The organism is Saccharopolyspora sp. 7B (assembly GCF_020177435.1).
GTDB classification, from domain to species: Bacteria; Actinomycetota; Actinomycetes; order Mycobacteriales; family Pseudonocardiaceae; genus Saccharopolyspora_C; species Saccharopolyspora_C gregorii.
This window is the reverse complement of record NZ_JAIUKC010000123.1, coordinates 1-21,304: the sequence shown is the minus strand read 5'-3', so window position 1 is coordinate 21,304 and position 21,304 is coordinate 1. Positions and strand designations below refer to the sequence as shown.

The 21,304-nt window shown below is 75.1% G+C and carries 16 protein-coding genes; 5 read left to right on the top strand and 11 right to left on the bottom strand.

Going from position 1 to position 21,304, the window contains the following annotated elements; genetic code table 11:
* From LCD33_RS19430 to crcB, 5 genes are all read right to left on the bottom strand, one after another.
* Positions 1 to 678: an HAD-IA family hydrolase gene (locus tag LCD33_RS19430; RefSeq protein WP_224961135.1), complete on the bottom strand. Its 678-nt coding sequence runs from the start codon at positions 676 to 678 to the stop codon at positions 1 to 3.
* A 161-nt stretch (positions 679 to 839) separates the two neighbouring features.
* Entirely contained in the window at positions 840 to 1,208 is a 369-nt protein-coding gene (locus LCD33_RS19425; RefSeq protein ID WP_224961136.1) for a hypothetical protein, read from the bottom strand.
* Positions 1,209 to 1,444: 236 nt separating this feature from the next.
* Positions 1,445 to 1,810: a CrcB family protein gene (locus LCD33_RS19420; RefSeq protein ID WP_224978123.1), complete on the bottom strand. Its 366-nt coding sequence runs from the start codon at positions 1,808 to 1,810 to the stop codon at positions 1,445 to 1,447.
* Positions 1,807 to 2,133 (bottom strand): DUF190 domain-containing protein, encoded by a 327-nt coding sequence (locus LCD33_RS19415; RefSeq protein WP_224961138.1) that lies wholly within the window; start codon positions 2,131 to 2,133, stop codon positions 1,807 to 1,809. Before LCD33_RS19415 ends, LCD33_RS19420 begins: the two co-directional genes overlap by 4 nt.
* Position 2,134: 1 nt before the next feature.
* Positions 2,135 to 2,605 carry a fluoride efflux transporter CrcB gene (gene crcB, locus LCD33_RS19410; RefSeq protein WP_224961139.1) on the bottom strand — a complete coding sequence of 157 codons (471 nt, stop codon included), beginning with the start codon at positions 2,603 to 2,605 and terminating at the stop codon, positions 2,135 to 2,137.
* Between the two features lie 457 nt (positions 2,606 to 3,062).
* Here crcB and LCD33_RS19405 point away from each other — a divergent pair, with 457 nt between their 5' ends.
* Both LCD33_RS19405 and LCD33_RS19400 read left to right on the top strand, forming a co-directional pair.
* Positions 3,063 to 4,013: an RsmB/NOP family class I SAM-dependent RNA methyltransferase gene (locus LCD33_RS19405; protein ID WP_224961140.1), complete on the top strand. Its 951-nt coding sequence runs from the start codon at positions 3,063 to 3,065 to the stop codon at positions 4,011 to 4,013.
* Between the two features lie 171 nt (positions 4,014 to 4,184).
* A complete protein-coding gene (locus LCD33_RS19400; protein WP_224967781.1) occupies positions 4,185 to 6,551 on the top strand; it encodes a cation-translocating P-type ATPase in 2,367 nt (788 codons plus the stop codon).
* 25 nt (positions 6,552 to 6,576) lie between these two features.
* Here the strand turns inward: LCD33_RS19400 and LCD33_RS19395 are convergent, their stop codons facing one another.
* Together LCD33_RS19395 and LCD33_RS19390 are read right to left on the bottom strand one after the other, a co-directional pair.
* Positions 6,577 to 7,188, bottom strand: coding sequence for a hypothetical protein (locus tag LCD33_RS19395; protein ID WP_224967779.1), 612 nt, complete (start codon positions 7,186 to 7,188; stop codon positions 6,577 to 6,579).
* 293 nt (positions 7,189 to 7,481) lie between these two features.
* A complete protein-coding gene (locus LCD33_RS19390) occupies positions 7,482 to 9,422 on the bottom strand; it encodes a cytochrome c oxidase assembly protein (protein ID WP_224967777.1) in 1,941 nt (646 codons plus the stop codon).
* A 554-nt stretch (positions 9,423 to 9,976) separates the two neighbouring features.
* On the opposite strand from LCD33_RS19390, the gene LCD33_RS19385 reads away from it, so the two are divergent.
* The 3 genes from LCD33_RS19385 (at position 9,977) to LCD33_RS19375 (ending at position 13,081) form a co-directional block, all read left to right on the top strand.
* Positions 9,977 to 11,362 carry a PepSY domain-containing protein gene (locus LCD33_RS19385; protein ID WP_224963065.1) on the top strand — a complete coding sequence of 462 codons (1,386 nt, stop codon included), beginning with the start codon at positions 9,977 to 9,979 and terminating at the stop codon, positions 11,360 to 11,362.
* Between the two features lie 2 nt (positions 11,363 to 11,364).
* A complete protein-coding gene (locus tag LCD33_RS19380) occupies positions 11,365 to 12,036 on the top strand; it encodes a DUF5134 domain-containing protein (RefSeq protein ID WP_224963063.1) in 672 nt (223 codons plus the stop codon).
* Between the two features lie 223 nt (positions 12,037 to 12,259).
* Positions 12,260 to 13,081, top strand: coding sequence for an oxidoreductase (locus tag LCD33_RS19375; RefSeq protein WP_224963061.1), 822 nt, complete (start codon positions 12,260 to 12,262; stop codon positions 13,079 to 13,081).
* Between the two features lie 75 nt (positions 13,082 to 13,156).
* Here LCD33_RS19375 and LCD33_RS19370 read toward each other — a convergent pair whose 3' ends face one another.
* The 4 genes from LCD33_RS19370 to LCD33_RS19355 are packed head-to-tail and all read right to left on the bottom strand — an operon-like array spanning position 13,157 to position 21,054.
* Positions 13,157 to 14,374, bottom strand: coding sequence for a TIGR02679 family protein (locus LCD33_RS19370; RefSeq protein ID WP_224963059.1), 1,218 nt, complete (start codon positions 14,372 to 14,374; stop codon positions 13,157 to 13,159).
* Positions 14,364 to 18,341, bottom strand: coding sequence for a TIGR02680 family protein (locus LCD33_RS19365; RefSeq protein WP_224978122.1), 3,978 nt, complete (start codon positions 18,339 to 18,341; stop codon positions 14,364 to 14,366). Before LCD33_RS19365 ends, LCD33_RS19370 begins: the two co-directional genes overlap by 11 nt.
* Positions 18,338 to 19,540, bottom strand: a complete 1,203-nt coding sequence (locus LCD33_RS19360) for a TIGR02678 family protein (RefSeq protein ID WP_224963034.1) — start codon at positions 19,538 to 19,540, stop codon at positions 18,338 to 18,340. The genes LCD33_RS19365 and LCD33_RS19360 overlap by 4 nt, the downstream gene beginning before the upstream one ends.
* Positions 19,537 to 21,054 carry a TIGR02677 family protein gene (locus tag LCD33_RS19355; RefSeq protein ID WP_224968928.1) on the bottom strand — a complete coding sequence of 506 codons (1,518 nt, stop codon included), beginning with the start codon at positions 21,052 to 21,054 and terminating at the stop codon, positions 19,537 to 19,539. The genes LCD33_RS19360 and LCD33_RS19355 overlap by 4 nt, the downstream gene beginning before the upstream one ends.
* Positions 21,055 to 21,304: the final 250 nt, after the last annotated feature.

The window sequence follows — 21,304 nt, the reverse complement described above, 5'->3', positions numbered from 1 at the left end:
TCAGCGGCGGGCGGCCTCCTCGTCGGCGGGCGCGCGGAGTTCCACGGTCAGACCGGATTCCGCCGAGTCCGCCCGGACCCCGGTGAAGTCGGCGATGCGGGGCAGCCCGCTGGTGGCGGGGCCGGTGCGGAAGCCGACGACGACCACCCGGCCGCCCGCGGCGCGCGCGGCCTCGATCCCCGCCTCGGCGTCCTCGAAGATCAACGCCTCGGTCGCGGGGACGCCGAGCGCTGCCGCCGCCCGCAGGTAGCCCTCCGGATCGGGTTTGCCGCGCCGCACGTCCTCGCCGGTGACGACCACGTCCGGCATCGGCAGCCCGACCGCGGCCATCCGGCGCGCGGCCAGCTCCGGGCCGGCCGAGGTCACCAGCGCCCAGCTCCCGGCGGGCAGTCCGGCCAGCAGCTCGGCGGCGCCCGGGATGGCCACGACCCCGTCGAGGTCCCGCAGCTCCTGCTCGTCGACGCGGGCGGTCTCGGCGGCGACGTCGGCACCCGCGGGCAGGTGGCGGGCGACGGTCTCACCACCGCGGCGGCCGTGCGAATCGGCGAGGATGTCGGCCGCGTCCAGCCCGTGCCGTGCCGCGAAGTCGCGCCAGGTCCGTTCGACCACCGCGGTGGAGTCGACGAGCGTGCCGTCCATGTCGAACAGCAGGACGCGCGGGTTGAACCGTGCGGTCATGGTGGTCCTTCCTGGTGCGGTCCGGTGCGGTTCCACCTTCGCGGCGGACGCCGTCCGGCGCCAGGTCCTCCGCCGGATCGTGATGCCCGGGAAGTCGAAAGTGATTCGGAGGAGGGCCCGGAATTCTTCGCGCCCGAGAATTCCGAGCCCGTCCGGCTAGCTCACCACTGGGCCAACGACGGATTCGCCGCAGTGCCCTGGGCGCCGAGACCGGTTCCGGATCCAGGATCGACGGTGGACGCGCCCACGTGGAAGGTGGAACCGTCGGCGCGAATTCCCCAGACGTCGACCGGCGCGTCCGGACCGATCGAGCCGAGGTCGCTCTCCCAGCACTGGCCGGGTTCCTGGACGGTGCTCAGCATGCCCGGCGAGAGCGTGCCGTCACCCAGGTCGACGGAGTGGATGTCCACGTACGCCGCGTAATCGCCCTGCGCGCAGAACTGCACCGCGCCCGGTTCGGCGGCCGACGCGGCGGCCGCACCGACCGTCCCGGCGAGAAGCGCGCCGCCCAGCAGCGCGGCTGCGCCCACGGAGATCCGACGAACCGAATTCTTCATTCCCATGCGGGATTCCCTTCGCGATATCGGCAACCGGTGATTTCTCGGTGCCGCGGGTCCGTTCGGAATCCAGAGTGCGTTCGGCACGCCGCCGGAATGCTTCCGCCCGGGCTCGGCCGGGGAATTCCCCCACGAGCGGTGAAATGGCGGATCACGGCCGCCCGCCGCCCGATCCCGGCCGTTCGGCCGAGGCCGGATCGCGCCGGCGTTCAGACCACGGCCTGCACCGCGGTGTGCCCCAGCAGCGCAGCACCCACCGACGCGAGCACGCTGATCACGACGTTCAGCGCCGCGTAGAAGTACGCGCGGTCCTCCGCGAGCCGCAAGGTCTCGTAGCTGAACGTGCTGTACGTGGTCAGCGCGCCGCAGAACCCGACGCCGACCAGCTCCGCGACCAGCGGCGGCAACGCCCCGCCCGCCCCGGCCAGCGCGGCCAGCACCAGCGACCCCAGCACGTTCACCGTCAACGTCCCCCACGGGAACAACGTGTCGTGCCGGGACTGCACGGCGCGGTCGGTGAGGTACCGCAGCGGGGCGCCGACCATCGCCCCGAGGAACACCAGCACCGCCGTCACGCCCGCTCGTACCCCCGGTAGACGATCGTCTCGACCTCGTCGAGCACCACCGCGCCGTCACCGATCAACCCGTCCAGCTGCGGCAGGAACCCGCGCACCTTCGCCTCGGAGTCCACGATCACCACCAGCACCGGCAGGTCCTCCGCCAGGTCCAGCAGCCGCGTCGTGTGCACCCGGGACGACAACCCGTAGCCCTCCACGCCGCGCAGCACGGTCGCCCCGGCCAGGCCCGCGTCCCGAGCCCGCTTGACGATCTCGTGGTAGAGCGGTTTGTGGTGCCACCGGTCGTCGGCACCGAGGAACACGGACATGCGCAAGGCCATCTCAGCCCACCTCCCTGGTGACCGCCCACCGGGTCAACGCCACGCCGAGCAGCACCGCCAGCAGCGCGCACAGCAACGTCCCCGCCAGGTAGGCGGCCGCGATCAGCACGGTCCCCGGCGCCAGCAGCGCGGAGAATTCCACCGCGTAGGTGGAGAACGTGGTGAACCCGCCGAGCACGCCGACGCCGAAGAACGGCCGCACCAGCGGATGCGCCGTCCACACCTCTGTGATCAGCACCATCAGCACGCCGATGAGCAGGCAGCCCAGCACGTTGATCCCGAACGTCGCCCACGGGAACCGCCCCGGCTCGGTCGGCAGCAGCAGCGAGATGCCGTAGCGGGCCAGCGCTCCCAGCCCGCCGCCGAGCGCGATGACCAGCAGGACCGCACCCCTGGTGCGGGAGAGTTCGCGCCGCTGCGCGGGAATCCGGGAATCCACGTCCGGATCGACGGCCTCGTCGGGGTTCGCCATGCACGCCTCCTACCGCGACCAGACGGCACGCGTCCGGTCCGATAGGGACTGTTGGCGGCGTCGTGCCGCGGTTCTCCGACCTTCGGAGCGGCGAGCCCCACCACCGCTGCGCCCGATGGTACCCGCCACCCCGCCCGGTCGGTCCGCACCGGCGCCGCCGCGAGCAACGCTCCGGCCCATCCGGTGGGCAGCCGCGTCCACCAGCCACTGCGCGTGCGCGAGGCCGAACAGCGCCGCGCCGTGCGAGGCGACGGTTCCCCGCCACCGCCGCTCACCCTCCGCCGTGCCACGAGGACCGCCCGGTGCACCAGCCCGCCGACTCCCCCGCCGGAGGGGACCGGTTCCCGCGCGGGAGTGATCGCGGGCGGGCCGTGGGCCGGGCCCGGGGGCGCCGTGCGCGAGGCGGTCGTGCCAGGCTTCGGGTACCGGACCGGACGACCCGACAGGAGCAGCGGCCGTGAGCAGCCAGCGCAAGACCCGTGCGTTCGAGAAGCGGATGTCGGAGGTGCTCGGCATCCGTCCGAACCAGGTCGAGTCCGTGTTCCGCGGTGCCCGGCCCACCTCGATCCGGGTCAACCGGCTGCTGGACGAGCCGCGCTACCGCGAGACGCTGGAGTTCGTGCGCGCGAAGGCGCCCGGGCTGATCCCGGTGGACTGGTGCGAGCACTCGTTCTTCTGGCCGGACAACGACGGTTTCGACGAGGTGCTGCCGCTCGCCCACGAAGGGCGGGTGTACCTGCAGAACGCGGCGAGCCTGATCCCGCCGGTGGCGCTGGACCCGCAGCCCGGGGACTCGGTGCTCGACGTGGCCGCCGCGCCCGGCGGGAAGGCGTTCCACATCGCCGCGCGCACCGGCAACGAGGGCGAGCTGTGGCTGAACGACTCGGCACCGCCGCGGGCGGCCAAGCTCGCCGAGCTGGCCGAGCTCTACGGGGTGCGGCACGCCGAGCTGACCACGCACAACGCGCAGTACATCGACAAGTCGGTGCCCGCGGAGCGCTTCGACCGGATCCTGCTGGACGTGCAGTGCTCCGGGGAGGGCCGGGTGAACCTGCGCAAGTCCGACGCGCTGCGGTACTGGTCCGAGGAGCGGATCGAGAAGTACAAGCACCTGCAGACCAAGATGTGCGACGCGGCCTACAAGCTGCTGAAGCCGGGCGGGACGCTGGTGTACTCGACGTGCACGTTGAGCCCGGAGGAGGACGAGTTCCCGGTGCACAAGGTGCTGCGCAGGCACGCCGACCTGTCGGTGGCGCCGCTCGGGTTCAGCGAGGAGGAGTTCCTGCCGGGCCTGGGTTCCTGGCGGGGCGAGAAGTTCGACCCGGGCCTGCGGCACGCGGTGCGGGTGCGGCCCTCGGACGTCTTCGAGGGCTTCTTCGTGGCGAAGCTGGTCAAGGACCCCGCCTGACGTCGACCGATCGTGTAGTGGCGAACGCGTGTTCGACCCGTGATCATTGAAGTGCGGCCCCCGAGTTCCGCAGCTCACAGCGAGCCGCGGGAACCCGGCCCCGGGCCGGCCCGACTGTGTGCACGGGTGGCCTGATCGCGGGCCACCGGAGTTCCGCGAGAGGTTTGCCCGATGTCCCCGACGACGACCCAGCCGACCGGACCGCCCCACGGCTCGACGGCGACGGAACCACCCCGGCAGGTCGAGCTGGCCGTGCGCGGGATGACCTGCGCCGCCTGCGCGACCCGGGTGGAGCGCAAGCTCAACAAGCTCGACGGGGTGCGGGCGGGCGTGAACTACGCGACGGCCGTCGCCACCGTCGAGTTCTCCGCCGAGCACGAGGTCGAGCAGCTGATCAGCACCGTGCGCGGGGCCGGCTACGACGCGGAACCGGTGCCGCCACCGGACGCGGAACCCGAGCCCGCCGCGGGCGGTGCGGCGCCGGACCGGGTCCGCGACCTGTGGCGGCGGATGCTGGTCGCGGTGGTGCTGTTCGTGCCGCTGTGCGACCTGTCGATCCTGTTCACGGTGGTGCCGCAGGCCCGCTTCCCGGGCTGGCAATGGCTGCTGGTGGCGCTGACGCTGCCGGTGGCGGGCTGGGCCGCGTGGCCGTTCCACCGGGCCGCGCTGCGCGGTGCTCGGCGCGGTGCGTCCTCGATGGACACCCTGGTGTCGCTGGGCGTCACCGCCGCCGTCGGCTGGTCGCTGTACGCGATGTTCGCCCGGCCCGACCCGGTCGGCGAACCCGGCTGGTGGCTGCTGCTGAACCCGCAGGGCGCGCTGTACCTGGAGGTCGCGGCGGGCGTCACCGCGTTCGTCCTGGCCGGCCGGTACTTCGAGGCGCGGGCGCAGCGGCGGGCCGGGGACGCGCTGCACGCGCTGGCCGCGCTGCGGGCCAAGGACGTGACCGTGCTGCTCGACGACGGCTCGCAGCGGGAGGTCCCGGCGGCGGAACTCCGCGCCGGGCAGCGGTTCCTGGTGCGGCCCGGCGGGACGGTCGCCACCGACGGGGTCGTCGAGGACGGCCGCGGTGCGCTGGACCGCAGCGCCATGACCGGCGAGTCGGCGCCCGTCGAGGTCGGCGCGGGGGACGCGGTGCTCGGCGGCACCGCCGTGCTCGACGGGCGGCTCGTGGTGCGGGCCACCCAGGTCGGGGCGGACACCCGGCTCGGGGCGATGCTGCGGCTGGTGTCCGAGGCCCAGTCCGGGAAGGCCGCCGTGCAGCGGCTCGCGGACCGGATCTCCGCGTACTTCGTGCCCGCCGTGCTGGCCGGATCGGCGCTGACCCTGCTGGCCTGGCTGCTGTGGACCGGCGACTCGGACCGGGCGTTCACGGCGGCGCTGGCGGTGCTGGTGATCGCCTGCCCGTGCGCGCTGGGCCTGGCCACGCCGACGGCGCTGATGGTGGCGTCCGGGCGCGGCGCCACGCTGGGCATCTTCATCAAGGGCTACCAGGCGCTGGAATCGACCCGCGACGTGGACACCGTGGTGCTGGACAAGACGGGCACCGTCACCGAAGGGCGGATGTCGGTGGTGGAGCTGCACGTGCCGCCGGAGCGGGACCGCGCCGGGGTGCTGCGCCGGGCGGGCGCCGTCGAGGACGCCTCGGAACACGCGGTGGCCGCCGCGATCGCCGCGTTCGCCCGCACCGAGGCGGATTCCGGCGCGGCGGACGCCGAACCCGGATCGGCCGAAACCGCCGCACCGTCCGAAGTGGACGCTACGGCGGGCCGGTTCCCCGCGGTCCACTCGTTCGCGGCCCGGCCGGGGCTCGGCGCGCACGGCGTCGTGGAGGAGCGCGACGTCCTCATCGGCCGCCGCGCGCTGTTCGACGAACGGGGCTGGGAGGTGCCCGCGGAGCTCGACCGGCTCCGCGAGAACTGGGAGGCGCAGGGCCGCACCGCGGTGCTCTGCGGCGAGGACGGCGCGGTCGTCGCCGTGTTCGCGCTGGCCGACGCGGTGAAACCCACCGCGGCCCGGGCCATCGCCGAACTGCACCGGCTCGGGCTGCGCACCATCCTGCTCACCGGCGACAACGCCACCACCGGGCGGGCGGTGGCCGACGAGGTCGGCATCGAACGGGTCATCTCCGAGGTGCTGCCCGACGAGAAGGCCGAAGTGGTGCGCGGCCTCCGCGCCGAAGGCCACGTGGTCGCGGTGATCGGCGACGGCGTGAACGACGCCCCGGCGCTGGCCACCGCCGACCTCGGACTGGCCGTCGCGACCGGCACCGACATCGCCATCGACGCCGCCGACCTGATCCTGGTCCGGGAGGACCTGACGGTGGCGCCGGACGCGATCCGGTTGGCGCGGGCCACGTTGCGCACGATCCGCGGGAACCTGCTGTGGGCGTTCGGCTACAACCTCGCCGCGCTGCCGCTGGCCGCGCTGGGTCTGCTCAACCCGCTCATCGCGGGCGCGACGATGGCGCTGTCCTCGTTCTTCGTGGTGTCCAACAGCCTGCGGCTGCGGCGCTTCACCGGACTGCGCACCGACTAGCGGCGACGAGCGCGACCGGGTCGCGCTAGTCCCGGCCGACGACCCGATCGCGCGCCCACGCCCGGATCTCCGCGTCGAGCGCGGGGCGCGCGTCCGGCTCGTCCTCGTACCGGACCTGCCACTCCCGCACCCACGTCAGGTCCTGATCCTGGGAGAAGTAGCCGACACAGACGACGAAACCGACGGCCCGGTACGGCGAGATCACCCCGTCCAGCAGGGCACCGGCCGCGTTCCAGCACGCCATCGGGAAGCTCCGCTCCGCGTCACCCGGGCCGACCAGGACCTGCCGCGGGATCTCCACCAGCGGCGCGAGCGCGAGCCGCTCGTCGCGGGAGGCGTGCCGGTGCGGATCGGCCGCCACCTCCGCCAACGGCTCCCGCAGCAGGTCGACGCAGTGCAGCACGGCCCGCTCCCACCCGCTGCCGGTGCGGTGCTGCGCCGGATCGTCCAGCAGGGCGAGCACTTCCCGGTAAAGCTCCACCACGCTGCTCGTGGTCACGTCCAGGTCGATCAGCGCGCAGCCGTGCACGAACCAGGCCAACGCCCGACCCCGCGCCCGCCCAGGCTCGGCCCGGTCCCGCTCCTGGTCACGCCCCCGCAGCTCCTCGACGCGCAACCGAACCCCACGTGGCCGCATCCGCCGAGCTTAGGACTCCCCCCAGCCCCCGTTCACGAGGCGGAGCGGGCGGCAGAACCTCACTTGCCCGTCTTCGAACCTGCCCTGCTGCTCTCGACTCCTTCCTGTCAGCGGCGAAGCCGCTGAGCAAACGACCACCCGAGCAACGGGACCACCCGCGGGTTCTCAGCCGTTTCCTCGCGAGGACAGCGTTTTCTCCTGTGGCGGAGCCACCGGTGAAAACGATCCCGCAGCGAGGGAACGGCTGAGGTTCCGCCACCCCACCCACTTCGCAGCAGGAGCTCGCCCAGCCTTCAGCGGCGTTCCGCGAGCTTCGCCAACATCGCGTTGTAGGCGGCGAGCTCCTCGTCCCCGGAGCGGTCGGCGCGGCGTGCCACCCGCGCGTCGTGCCGGTACCACTGGGTGAGCAGCGCGATCAGCACCACCACCAGCGGCGCCTCCCCCGCGGCCCACGCGATGCCACCGCCGAGCTTCTGGTCCGCGAGCAGGTCCTGCGCCCACGGCAGGTCGAGGGTGCGGTAGAAGTTCTCCGCGATCACGTCGTTCATGCCCATCACGATCACGCCGAAGAAGGCGTGGAACGGCATCACCGCGAACACCATGCCCAGCCGCCCCAGGTGCGGCAGCGGCTTCGGCGCCGGATCCACCCCGATGACCGTCCAGTAGTACAGGTAGCCGACCAGGACGAAGTGGACGTTCATCAGCTCGTGCGCCCAGTGCTCGGACATCGCGTTCTCGAACAGCGGCGTGAAGTACAGCGCGTAGAACGAGCCGACGAACAGCACCGTCGCGATCGCCGGGTGCGCCACCGCCCGTGCCACCGGCGAATGCACCACGGCCAGCAGCACTTCCCTGGCGCCGTGCGGATTCCCCCGGCCCGCGGTCGGCAATGCCCGCAGTGCCAACGTGATCGGGCCGCCCAGCACCAGCAGCACCGGCGCCAGCATGTTCAGCACCATGTGCACCAGCATGTGCACGCTGAACACCCCGGACGAGTAGACGCCGAGCCCGGAGGACGTCGCGACCAGCACCGTGGCGCAGCCGAGCAGCCACGCCGCCGTGCGCCCGGCCGGCCACCGGTCCCCGCGCCGCCGCAACCGGCGCACCCCCGCGACGTACAGCGCAGCCAGCACCACCACGGCGAGGCCCAGGACCAGGTCGAAGCGCCAGGTGCCCAGGAATCCCCACGCGCTCGGCGGCCCCGGCAGGTCGTAGCCGAGGATGACCTCCGAGGAGCTGACCCCGCGGTCCAGCAGGTTCGGCGGTGGCGTCTGCGCCATGCCCATCGACACGCCGACCGACACCAGCATGATCAACAACTCGGCGGACAGCAGCGCCACCGGTGCCGACGACCGGCGCCGCACCCAGCTGCCGCAGGCGCCGAGCAGCACCAGCAGCACGATCTTCGCGAGCACCAGCACGCCGAACGCGGTACGCCCCAGGTCGGACAGCGGCATCAACACCAGCGCGTCCACCAGCCCCGAGACCGCCAGCACCAGCCAGCTCACCCCGGCGAACCGACGATACCTGCGCAGCACCAGCTCCCGGTGCGCGCCACCGCGCCGCAGGTGCGCGATCACCGCCGCCAGCAGGCCCATCCACAGCGCCGCGGCCAGCACGTGCAGCACGATCGCGTTGGTCCCGAAGTCGTGGCCCGCGTTGGACGCCGAATGACCCACCACCGCGGGCGGCAGCAGCGCGAACGCGGCGAGCGCGGTCAACCCGAGCGCGGGTCGCCACCGCAGCGTCGTCCGGGCGCCGACCGCCACCACCAGCGCGACACCGGCGGTGATCGCCCAGGCCGTCGGCTCGTACATGGCGCTGAACAACCCGGTGAACGCGTCCGGCGGCAGCACGCGGCGCAGCGGGTGCCCCGTCCCGTCCGCCATCTCGAACGGCATCATCAGCACCGCAGCGACCGCCCACACCCAGGCCGCCGCGCCGGCCGCGCGGACCGCGGCGAAACCGTCCGGTGCGATGCCGCCGGACTCGCGGGGCGAGGTGAAGAACGCGGCGAACGCAAGCGATCCCAACGTGATCGCGGCGGACGCGTCGGCCACCAGCCGCACCAGTCCGATCCCGACGCGCACCACGGCACCCGGATCGGACAACCCGAGCGCCGCGTAGCCGGACTCGCCGAGGAAGACGGCGACGAACACGGACACGAGGGCCGCGATGCTCGCCCCCGCGATCCACGGCAGGCGGTGCGGGGGCTGCGAACCGGGTGGTGGCACTGCGCTGTCCTCGTGCTCGACGTCCCCGGGGCGAACGGGCGCCGCGCGCCCCGGAAGCGGGAAGCTGCCCGCTCCCGGACTGGTCGCGCCCCCGCCCGCGGGAGTTCCGCGCACCTCCTGTGACCCCACTCGCACCACCTCCGGCCGGAGTGAACGGACCGTTCGACCAACTAGATCGGACGAACGGTCCGTTCACCCCGAGAACGAGCCCACCGAGCGGGCACCGGGACGGGCGCTCACCGCCGGTCGAGCGGCCGAACGACGGCACGGATGCCCCGAGCACTTCGACAGAAGTGAACGGACCGTTCGACCAACTAGACCGGACAAACGGTCCGTTCACCCCGAGAACGAGCCCACCGAGCGGGCACCGGGTGACCGCCGCTGCCCCGGACGCGCGGTCCGTTCACCCCCGCCCCCGTGCACGCGTTCGGCGAACGGGTCAACGCCCGCCCCCGTTCGCTCCCACATCGTGGAGGGGGATGTCACAGCGGGAACCAAGCACGATGATCAGGCGACTAGTGGGTCGACCGAAGCGGCTGAGGACAGGAGCGGCGATGGCGACGGATCCAGGTCTCGCGGAGCAGCAGGCCCCGGACTCGTCCGGGAGCGCGGTGGCGGATCGGCCCGCGAGCCCGTCGACGTGGTCGGTGCTGCGCCCGCTGGTGCTGCGCCTGCACTTCTACGCGGGCGTGTTCATCGCACCGTTCCTGGTGGTGGCCGCGCTGACCGGCTTGGTGTACGTGTTCACGCCGCAGCTGGAGCAGGCCGTCTACACCCGGGAGCTGCACGTGCCCGCGGCGGCGACCGCGCACCCGTTGTCGGAGCAGATCGCGACGGCCCGCGAGGTGCGCCCCGGCGAGCAGGTGCAGGCGGTGCGCCCGGGCGCGACCGGCACCGACACCACCCAAGTGATCTTCGCGGCGCCGGACCTGCCGGAGAGCTACCTGCGCACCGTGTTCGTCGACCCGCACACGCTGGAGGTGCGCGGCGACCTGGTCACCTACGGCTCGGGACAGGCGCTGCCGCTGCGCGCGTGGATCGACAACCTGCACCGCGGCCTGCACCTGGGCGACGCGGGCCGCCTCTACAGCGAGTTGGCGGCGAGCTGGCTGTGGGTGGTGGTGCTGGGCGGTGCGGCGCTGTGGATCGGGCGCACCCGCCGCGAGCGGCGCGCCCGGCTGCTGCTGGCCCCGGAGTTCCGCCCGGCTGGTCGCAGGCGGGTGCTGTCCTGGCACGGGGCGGTCGGGTTGTGGGCGGCGCTCGGGCTGCTGTTCCTGTCCGCGACGGGCCTGACCTGGTCGGTGCACGCGGGCGAGAACGTGACCGCGGTGCGCGAGCAGCTGTCGTGGGAGACCCCGGCGGTGTCCACCGAGCTGCCGGCGGCACCCGCCGGTGACGTGGGCATCGATCGGGTGCACGCGGCCGCGCTCGGCGCGGGGCTGGACGGTCCGGTGGAGATCACGCCGCCCGCCGATGCCGGTTCCGCCTACACCGTGCAGCAGGTGCAGCGCAGCTGGCCGACGAAGCAGGACCAGGTGGCGGTGGACCCGTCGAGCGGAGCGATCACCGAGACGATCCGGTTCGCGGACTACCCGCTGATGGCGAAGCTGTCCCGCTGGGGCATCGACGCGCACATGGGGCTGCTGTTCGGGCTGGCGAACCAGCTGGTGCTGGCGGCGCTGATGCTCGGCCTGCTCTCGATGATCTTCTGGGGCTACCGGATGTGGTGGCTGCGCAGGCCCACCCGCGGAGGTGGCCGGTTCGGCCGGGCGCCGGAACGGGGGGCGTGGCGGCGCGTCCCCGGCCGGGTCATGGCGCCGATCATCGTGGTGGCCGCGTTCGTCGCGTACGCGTTGCCGCTGCTGGGCGCGTCGCTGCTGCTGTTCCTCGTCGTGGACAACGTGCTGGGCGCGCGCGCCCGGCGGAGCGCCGGAGTCTGATCGTGGTCGAATCGCTGCTGCTGAGCTGGGTCCTGACGGTGCTGTTCGCGGTGACGGCGGTGTGGTGCGCGATCAGCGCCACCCGACCGGGCCTGCGGCCGAGCGATCGGCTGAGCTCGGCGAGCCACCTGGCGATGAGCCTGCTGATGATCGCGATGGTGTGGCCGTGGGGCATGGGCGTGCCCGCCACGCCGCAGCTGGTGCTGTTCGCGGCGACCGCGGTGTGGTTCGCGGCGCTGGCGGTGCTGCGGGTCCCGTGCGCCCACGGGTACGGCTCACCGCGGCTGGCGCACGCGCACCACGCGGTGATGTCGGTGGCGATGGTGTGGATGGTGGCGGCGATGCCGCTGCTCATGTTGGGTGCGCACGATTCCGGTGGCGGGCACCACCACCACGCGGCGGGAGCTCCCGCGTCCGGGGTGCTGGCCGCGCCCGCGGCCGCCGCCGGGCCCCCGGCGCCGGTGGTGCTGGTGTCGGCGGTGCTCGGGGCGTTCCTGGTGCTGTCCTCGGTGGCGTGGATCTCGACGGCGGTGGACACGGCGCGGCACAACTTGAACACCGCCGACGCCACCGGCGCCCCGGCCGATCCGCGGGCCACCCGGCTGGCGTGGGACGCGGCCTGCCACGGGGCGATGAGCATCGGCATGGGCGCCATGCTCCTGGCGATGCTCTGACGTTCGCCTCGCGGACCGAGGCCCGGCGCGACGTTCCGGGTGTCCTGACCGGGCGGGGACGCTCGCGTCCGGCCCCCGATCGGCGGTCGGGGCCGTTGACGGAGCGAAGCGGCCCGGGTGGCAGTGCCACGCCCTCCCTCGGCGGGACTCCGGTGCCTAGCGTGGAGCCATCGGCCCGGCACCGGGCCGTCCACAGTGGACCATCAATCGCGAGGGGGACCCCGTGTCCGTCTGGTTCATCACCGGAATCTCCCGCGGCTTCGGCCGGGCGCTGGCCGAAGCCGCGCTGCGCCGCGGCCACACCGTCGTCGGCACCACCCGCACCGGCGACTCCGACCTCGACGCGGCGGGCGGCGCGCTGCACACCGTGCCGCTCGACGTCACCGACCCGGAGCAGGCCGCCACCGCGGTCGCCGCCGCGCACCGCGTCGCCGGGCGCCTCGACGTGGTGGTGAACAACGCGGGTTACGGGCTGCTCGGCGCCGTGGAGGAGGCCTCGGCGGACGAAGCGCGGCACGTGTTCGAGGTGAACTTCTTCGGCGCGCTGCGCGTCGTGCAGGCCGCGCTGCCGCTGCTGCGCGCCCAGCGCTCCGGACACGTCGTCAACATCTCCTCCATCGCCGGGCTCGCCCCCGGCGCCGGATCCGGGTTGTACGCGGGCGCGAAGGCCGCGCTCGGCGCCACGTCCGAAGCGCTCGCGCAGGAGGTCGCGCCGCTGGGCATCCGCGTCACCGTCGTCGAGCCCGGCCACTTCCGCACCGAGTTCCTCACCGAGCGCTCCCGGCGCGGCACCGCCGCCGCCCTCGACGACTACGCCGACACCGGCGCCGCCGTCGCCGCGATGCAGCGCACGGACGGTGCGCAGGCCGGTGACCCGGCGCGGGCGGCGGAGGTGATCCTCGATGCCGTCGCCGCCCCGGAGCCACCGATGCACCTGGTGCTCGGCGCCGACGCCGTCGGCCGGACCCGCGCCAACGCGGAACGACTCCTCGGCGACGTCGAGCGCTGGGAGAACGCCTCCACCGGCACCGCGTTCCCGTCCTGAGCCGACGGCACCCGCGAACGCGGAGGGCGGGCATCACCGCCCGCCGGGCGAGCCCCGCACCGGGGCAGGCTCGGGTCACGGCGTCCGCCACACCGCTTCGTCGAGGAGTTCGTCCGCCACCCGCAGCTCCGGGACCGCCACCCGGTTCTCCCGCAACGCCGGGGCGAGCGCCGCGTCCCAGGGCGCGTCGGTGATCCGCCCGGCACCGGGTCCGGCCGGGTGCCGGTCCAGCGCGGCCAGGTAGTCGGCGGTGCTCATCCGCCACGGCACGGCCCCGGCCTTGGCCTGCACGTACGCGGCGATGCGGAGGCCTTCCCCGTCGAAGTCGCCGTGGTGGTGCAGCCGCGCCCCGGCCGCGCGGAGGGTCCGCAGCAGCAGCATCGCGGCGCCGTTGGGCCAGCCGGAGGTGCACACCAGCGGCGGACAGGTGCGGCCGAACCGGCGCAGCGCGCGCTCCAGCACGGCCGGTTCCTGCACGACCCACACGTCGGGCTCGCCGAGCACGATCCGGCCGGCGTCGCGCAGCTGGTCGAGGGTGGTGGAGGCGGCGTGCCCGGAAGCGGTGCAGGAGCGCATGATCTCGCCGCACAGCCGTCCGCCGACCGGCTGCATCCCCGCGCTGAGCACCGCGGTGGGCAGTCCGGGTTCGCCGATCCCGGCGCACCGCCACAGCGCGCGGCGCTGGCCGTCGCTGGCGGGCAGCGGAACGCCGTGCACCTCGGCGAGCGCGCGCAGCACGAGTCCGGACAGCGATCCGCCCGGGTCGAGGGCGCGCGGATCGCCCAGCACCGCCTCGGCGAAGGCGGGCAGCGGCGTGCCGGGCGCGGGCAGCGCGTGCAGCACGTGCAGCGCCGCGTCCAGCAGTCGTCCCGCCGCGGCGGGAGTTCCGCCGGGGAGGCCGCCGCGGCGCACCTGCTCCGCCCACCCGGTCAGGGCGGGCTGGGCGCGCACCACCGGGTGCTCGGTGAACCACTCCCACAGCGCGGCGCGCTGCCGCTGGGCGCGTTCCCGCTGCAGCGCCCGGTCCTGCACGGGGCCGATCAGCTCTTCGACGATGTCCCGGCAGCGCATCCCGCAGTGCGGTTCGAGCACCGCGTCCAGCCGTGCCACGGACACCGTGACGTGGTCGGCGGGCAGCCGGTCGGCGCCGAGCAGGCCCGCGAGCGCTTCGCGCTGCCGCCGGTCCAGCGGGCCCACCCGGACCCGGTCCACGGCCCGGCCCGAGGAGAGCCGGTCGTGCACCGCCCGCCACAGGGGTGCGAACTCGGCTCGCCGCAGACCGTCAGGGAGCACCGCGTTCCTCCGCCAGCGCCCGCCCGTCCCACACGAACCGGGCGGTGGTGACCGCGTCGTCGCCGTCGCCGGTGATGAGCTGGTGGACGGCGATGCCGTCGAGCTCCCGGTAGGTGCACCACTCGTGGTCGCTGGTCAGCACGAGGTCCAGGTCCAGCGCGGTGAGCAGGTCGAACACCTGCCCGCGGTTGGTGGCGTCCACGCCGACGAACACCTCGTCGAGCAGGATGAACCGGGGCGCGGCGGGCACGGCCTGGTAGTGCGCGGCGACGGCGGCGAACAGCGGCAGGTGCAGCGCGATGGCCTTCTCCCCGCCGGAGAGCGCGCCGTGCAGCCGTTTCGTGAGCAGCTGCCAGCCCTCCCCGTTCGCCCGGTCGATCTGCACGCCGAAGCGGTGCCAGGACGTGTAGTCGAAGACCTGCGCCAGCTGCCCCTCCCACCCGGCGGCGGTGCCGTGCCGCCGGGCCTCGTCGACGCGTTCCCGGAAGAAGGCGTGCAGCACGTCCTTGTCGGCGTCGTCGAGCCGTTCCGGGTCGGTGAGCAGCAGTTCGCGTGCGGCGCCGGTTCCGGCGGGCAGGTTGGGGTCCACTTCCCACACCAAGCGCACGGCGACCTTCGACGCGGTGCGGACCCGCTTGAGCCGGGCGTTCATGGTGTCGACGAGTTCCCCGGCCTGGCGGATGCGGGCGGCGAGGTGCCTGCGGGTCTCGCCGGTGAGGGTCTGGTCGAACAGCTCCCGTTCGGCACCGGTGAGGCCCGCGCGCAGCCGGTCGCGTTCGGCGCGCAGGGCGTCCCGCAGCCCGGTGGCGCCGAGGCGCACGCCGTCGAGGGTGGCGGCGAACAGCTGCGCGTCCTCGCCGGGTTCCAGCCGCAGTTCCGCGCGGTCCGCGAGCACGTGGCGGCCGCCGTGCACGGCTTCGGCGAGCTTGCCGAGCGCGTCGGCGCGGTCCTTCGCGCCGTGCGGGAGCGCTTCCCAGGCACCGCTGATCTCGCGGGCCGCGGCGAGCACCGCACCGTCATCGTCCAATTCGGACAGTTCGATCCCGGCGTCGACCGCGAACCCGGCCGCGGCGTGCCTCCGCAACCGGTGGGCCGCGGCGTCGCGGGCGGCGCGGGCGGCCTCGTGCCGCGCGGTGTCGGCGGCGCGCCGGTGCTCCAGCGCGCCGAGCCGCCCGGCCACCTCGACGAGCCGGTCGGTCGACCGGTCCCGCCGCAGCTCCACGTCGTGCAGGCCGGCGCGCAGCTCGGCGAGCTCGTCCAGCACCTGCCGGTCCGCGGTGCCGAGGGCGGCGCGCACGGCGTCGGCGCGCTCGGCGCGGCGCAGCGCGTCCCGCTCGGCCTCCTCCGCTTCGGCGCGCCGTTCGGCGGCGACGTCCCGGGAGCGCCGCGCGACCTCGGCGGCGGTGTCGGCGGCGCGCCGTTCGGCGTCGGCGGCGAACCGGGCGTCGAGCCAGTCCGCGGCGGAGTCGGTGCAGGCCGCGACGCGCCGGTCCAGCTCGTCCAGCGCGGACCGGTCCGCGGGCCGCCCGAGTTCGGCGGCGAGCTCGGTGAGCCGGTCCCCTGCTCGCCGCGCGGCGTCCGCGGCCGCCGCGACCTGCTCGGCCCGGTGGTGCGCGAGGCCGTCGCGGGCGGCGGCCTCGGCTTCGGCGACGTCGGCGGCTCGGCGGGAGTCCCGCACCGCGCTGTCGTCGGGCGCGGCCTCCCACTCGGCGCGCAGCGCGTCCCGGCGGGCGTCCAGCGCACCGGCCGCGGTGTCGAGCTCGGCGAGCTCGGCCGCCACCTCCTCGATCCGCTCGTCCAGCGCGGCGTCGCGGCGCTTGCGGTCCCGGTCGCGGGCGGTGCTGCCGATCCGGGCGACCTCGGGCGCCGAACCGTCGCCGGTGAGCCCGGCGAGGCGCCACCTGCCGTCCGGCGCGATCGCCGCTTCCGGGGCGGTCTCCGCGCTGCGGTGCCTGCCCGCGCCCGCGGGATCCTCGGCCGGGTCCACCGACGCCGCGCCGTAGCCGATCCCGTGCAGCACGGCCCAGATCCGGTCCCGGTCCACCGGCCCGCCCGATTCGGGCCGCAGCACCTCCACCAGCGAGGTCCCGTCCACCGGACGCAGCCGGGCCGGGTCGAGCCGGGTGCCCTCGCCGTCGAGCACCCCGTCCGGGCCGACCCACGCGTCGAGCAGGCCCGCCGAGTGCAGCGCCGCCTCGACCTTGGCCTGCACGCCGGGGGTGGTGCCGCTGCGGAACGCCACCAGCCGCCACAGCGGGGCACCGGGGCGCTGCGGGTCCTCGGCCGGGTCCTCGGCCCGGTCGCGTCGCGCGGTGAGCTCGGCGTGCAGGGCCCGGCACTCGTCCCGGCGCGCGGTGGCCGCGGCGTGCGCACGCCCCAGCTCGGCCGCGGCGGTCAGGTAGCCGGGGTGCAGCAGCGCCAGCAGCGCGGCGCGGGTGCCGGCGCGCGCGGCGGCGTCGAGGTCGTCGACGGGTAGTTCCACCAGGCCCGCCGCCCAGTCCCGCACCCGCTGCGCCTGCGCGTCGAGCCGGTCGGCATGCGCCCGGGCGGCTTCGGCGCTGCGCTCGGCCGCGGCGGTCTGCTCGCCCCGGGCTTCCTCCAGGTGCTGCTCGGCGGCGGTGCGGGCCGCCACGGCCCGGTCGTGCCGGTCCGCGGCGGCGCGGACCTCGGCGGTGCGGTCGTGCTCGCCGCGCGCGGCGGCGCGCAGCAGCAGCCGGGCGCGCCGCCGGTCCGCGGTGCCCGCGGCCTCCTGGAACGCTCCGGCGAGACCGACCGGTTCGGCGTGGCCGCGCGCGTCCCGCTCGGCGCGCACCGCCCGCTCGGCGACGGCGGCGGCGCGGGCGTCGGCGGCCGCGGCGCGCAGCGCGTCCGCGTCGGCTTCGGTGGCGCGCCGGTCGGCCCGGTCGCGGGCGGCGGTGGCGGTGCGCTCGGCTTCGGTGGTCTCGGCGTGCAGCCGGTCGAGCTCGGCCGCCTCGTGGTGGCCGTCGGCGAGCCCGGCGATGCGGGCCCGGAGCCGGTCGGCCTCCCGCGCCAGCTCACCGCGCCGCGCCAGGACCTCGTCCCGGTCGGCGGCGGTCCGCTCGTGGCGGCGCGCGCCGTCCGCTGCCTCCTCGGCGGCCCGGTCCAGGTCGGCGTCCGCGGCGAGGAGGTCGGCGGCCGCGGCGCGCAGCACCCGCCGCGCGTAGCCGGACTGCCGGTCGGCGACGGCGTCCGCTGCCCGCACCTGCTCGTCGAGCCGCGCCAGGTGTTCGCGGCGCCGGTCGAGGCGTTCGAACCCCTCGGCGAGCTCGGAGATCTCGGCCGCGCCCAGCGGTGGCAAGGCGCGGGACAGCAGCGTGGACAGCAGGTTCGGGTCCAGCCGCTCGGACAGCTTCGGGGTGCGCAGCTGCAGCAGCGCGGTGATGAGCGCTTCGTAGCGCGGCTCGGTGAGCTCCGGGAACAGCGCGGCGCGCACCGCTGCCCGGTGCTCGGCGGGCGTGTCGTGCACGGTCCCGAGTTCGCCAAGCCGCTCCTCCAGCGCGGTCCTCGTCAACGGCTGGTCGTTGCCGTTGACCAGCCGCAGGTCCACGCCGACGCGCCGGGAGGTGGTGAAGAAGTCCGCGCGCACCTCGGCGGTGTGCTTGCTGGCCTGCAACCGGGCGCCGCAGGTGAACCACCCGTCGCCGCAACGGAATTCCAGCCACGCGTAGCCGACGCGGGTGACGCCGGAGGCGCCCTCGCCCATCAGGTTCCAGTGCATGGTGCGTTCCGCGCTGCCGAACGTGGACAGCCGGTTCGCCCGCAGGTCCGCGTCGAACAGGAACGGCAGCAGCAGTTCCAGCGCCTTCGACTTCCCGGTGCCGTTCGGGCCGCGCAGCAGCAACCGTCCGTTGTGGAACTCGAAGACCTCGTCGTAGTAGCGCCACACGTTGAGGATCCCGGCGCGCGACGGGCGCCAGCGGACCGCGGCGGTTTCGGGGGCGGTCACGACGGGTTTCCTCCAGCGGAGTCGGGGGAACCGGACACGATGGTGTAGCGGGCGGCGGCGGGCAGCGCGACGATCCGCTCCCCGTCCCGCCGGGCCAGCCCGAAGTCCACGAGCACCGCCACCGCGTCCGCCACCAGCCGCGCCGGGCCGTCGGAGTAGCGGTAGGTGCGCGCCGATCCCGGCGACCGGTCCAGCACCGATTCCGCGTCCTCCCGCAGCTGGTCGGCGGTGAGCCCCGCGCGGGAGGCGCCGAGCGAATCCAGCAGGTGCAGCGCGGCGACCTTCGCGTTGTCGCCGTCGTCGGGGAACCTGCCGTCGGTGGCGAGGGATTCCGGGTCGACCAGCAGCACGCCTTCGGCGCGTTCCTCCACCGCGAACCCGCCCTGCTCGGCGGCTTTCCGCATGCTCTCCCGGCCGGTGCGGGAGGTCGCCCACTCGCGCTGCTCCGCGGTGAGGTCCGCCCAGTACACCACCGGGTCGTCGAACAGCTTGCGCAGCACGGAATGCCGCAGCCGCAGCGCGCGCTGCACGTCGGTGGCGCCCGCACCGCCGTAGCGGGGTTCGGCCAGCATCCCGGCGAGCCGGTCGCCGTCCGGCAGCCGCGACGGCCCGTTCGGCGCGGCCAGCAGCCGCACCAGCAGCGTCGCGTCCACCCGGTACAGCACCTTCGCCCCGGCGGAGTCGGTGTAGTCCTCGGTGCTGCCGTCCACGGGGTCCAGCGCGCCGAAGCCCTCCAGCGCGCGCAGCACGTCCACGAACGCCATCCGCTCGGCGCGCAGCGCCGGGTCGAACCCGGGCAGCACCGGATCGGCCGCGGTGGCCTGCGCGACGCGGTCCGCGAGCAGTCCGACGGTCGTCGCGGGACCACCGAGCAGTTCCGCCGCGGCCACGCAGAACAGCGCGTAGCGCCGCCGGTCGAACGGCGCCCGGCTGCCCCGGTCCCGCCGAGCGGGCCGGGACGCGTCCGGGTCGGAGCGCACCTTCGCGAGCCGTGCGTACCCCTGCCGCGGCTCCACGACCAGCGCCCAGCCGCAGTGGTGGTCGAACCAGCTCGCGAGGGTGTCGGCGCGCCGCCGCACCAGGTCGAACCCGTCCGGGTCGGTCGCGGCCCGGATCAGCGGGCTGCCCAGCAGCAGCCTGATACCGCGGGCCAGGTCGGCGCGTTCCGCGATGACCAGCTGGTTGGCGAGGTTGCTCATCCGCCCGCCTCCACCGCGCCGTCGGCGACGAGCCGCACGTGCACCGCGAAGTCCGGGCCGCGCAGCGTTCCCCGCTCGGTGCGCAGCTCGGCGGTGCGCCCGTCCGCCGGGTCGGACAGCTCGATCTCGACCCGTCCGTCGCCGGTGCGGGCACGGCGCACGCCCGCGTCGTCGGCGCGGCTCGCCAGGGCGCGCCCCAGCAGGTCCAGCAGCCGGTCGAGCACGCCGGGTTCGAGCCCGGTGAACGAGGAGAGCCGGACTTCGCCGCCGGTGACGAGCCGCTGCCACGCCGCGTCCAGCTCGGCGCGCTCCCGCCTGGCCCGGGCCGCGCGCAACGCGGCGAGCTGCGCGACGTCGCGCACCTTCCCGGTGCTGCCGAACTTCTCGACGCGCCCGCCGCTGCGCAGCAGCGCCGAAACCCGCACCCGCGGGGCCCGCACCCACGGCGTCGCGGGCGCCACCAGTTCGGGGTCCTCGTGGGCGAGGTGCGCGTGCCGCGCGGGGCCGAGCCCGAACGCGGCGGACCAGAGGCGGTGCAGGTCCTCGTCCCGGTCCGCGGTGGTGAACCACCGGGCCAGTTCGCGGAAATCGGCCGCGGCGCTGGACGATCCGCTGCGGGCCTCGGTGATCCGCTCCAGCTCCCGCAGCAGCTCCCCGACGATTCCGCGGGCGGCGGCGCGCAGCAGCTCCGCGCGCGGTGGCGAGCCGTCCGCCGGGCGGAACCAGTCCCGCAGCGTCCCCCAGCTCGCCGCCCGCCGCTCCAGCCAGTCCCGCTCGTCAGCGGTGGGCGGCAGGTCCGCGCCGCGCAGCGCGCGCCGGTGCAGGTCGGCGACGCCGTGCGCCTCCACCTCGGCGAGCGCGGCGGAGATCACGGGCCGGCGCTGGTCGAGGTCGGTCGTGAACTCCTGCAGGTGCGCGACGGTCGCCGCCTTCACCTCGTCGAACTCGCCCGGGTCGTCGGACCGCTGGAGCCGCCGCAGTTCGGCGTGGAAGTGCGCGGTGCCGGTGCGCAGCGATTCCAGGTGCCCTTCCAGCTCGTGCACCGCGGCGCACAGCCGCCGGTCCGCCGAACCCGGTTCGGCCAGCAGCGCGGCGATCTCGGCGAGCCGGTCGGCGATGGCGTCGAGCACCGCGGTCTGCAACGCGCCGGTCTCGTCGAAGCTCGCCATCGCGTGCCGCAGCCCGGACCAGGCCGCCGCGCCCGCCTTCGTCAACGCGTAGTGCAGGTTGCGCCGCTCGTACTCGGCGGCGGTGCGGTAGTCCTCCGCGTGGTGCTGGACGACGTCGAGCAGCCCCCACTCGGCGAGCTTCTTCAGCCGTTCCGCGAGGTCTCCGTCGCCGAGCGCGTCGAGCCAGCCGCTCGCCCGCACCCGGTCCCGCACGTCGTCGATGCCGAGCGAGCCCTCCCACCGCTGCGCCGCGTCCGCGAACGCGCGCAGGATCGCCGAGTACGACTCGGCCTGAGCACCGACCGCGAAGCGGAACACGTCCGGCGGGACCCGCTGCGTCGCCACCCGCGGCCTCCTCCCGGCACGGAACCAACCACCTCACGGTAGTGGACCGCGGACGTCAGGCGAACGGGTAGCCGGTGACCGGTTCGCTCCGGTCCCCGCGGTCCGGGTTCCCCGCCCGGACGCGGAAATCCCGCCCGGGGCGCGGGGGGGCCCCCCCCGCCCCCCCGGGGGGGGGCCCCCCGCGCGGGGGGGGGCGGCGCGCGGGGCGGGCCCGCCCGCGGTGTGGCCGGGGCGCGGGGGGGGGCGGGGG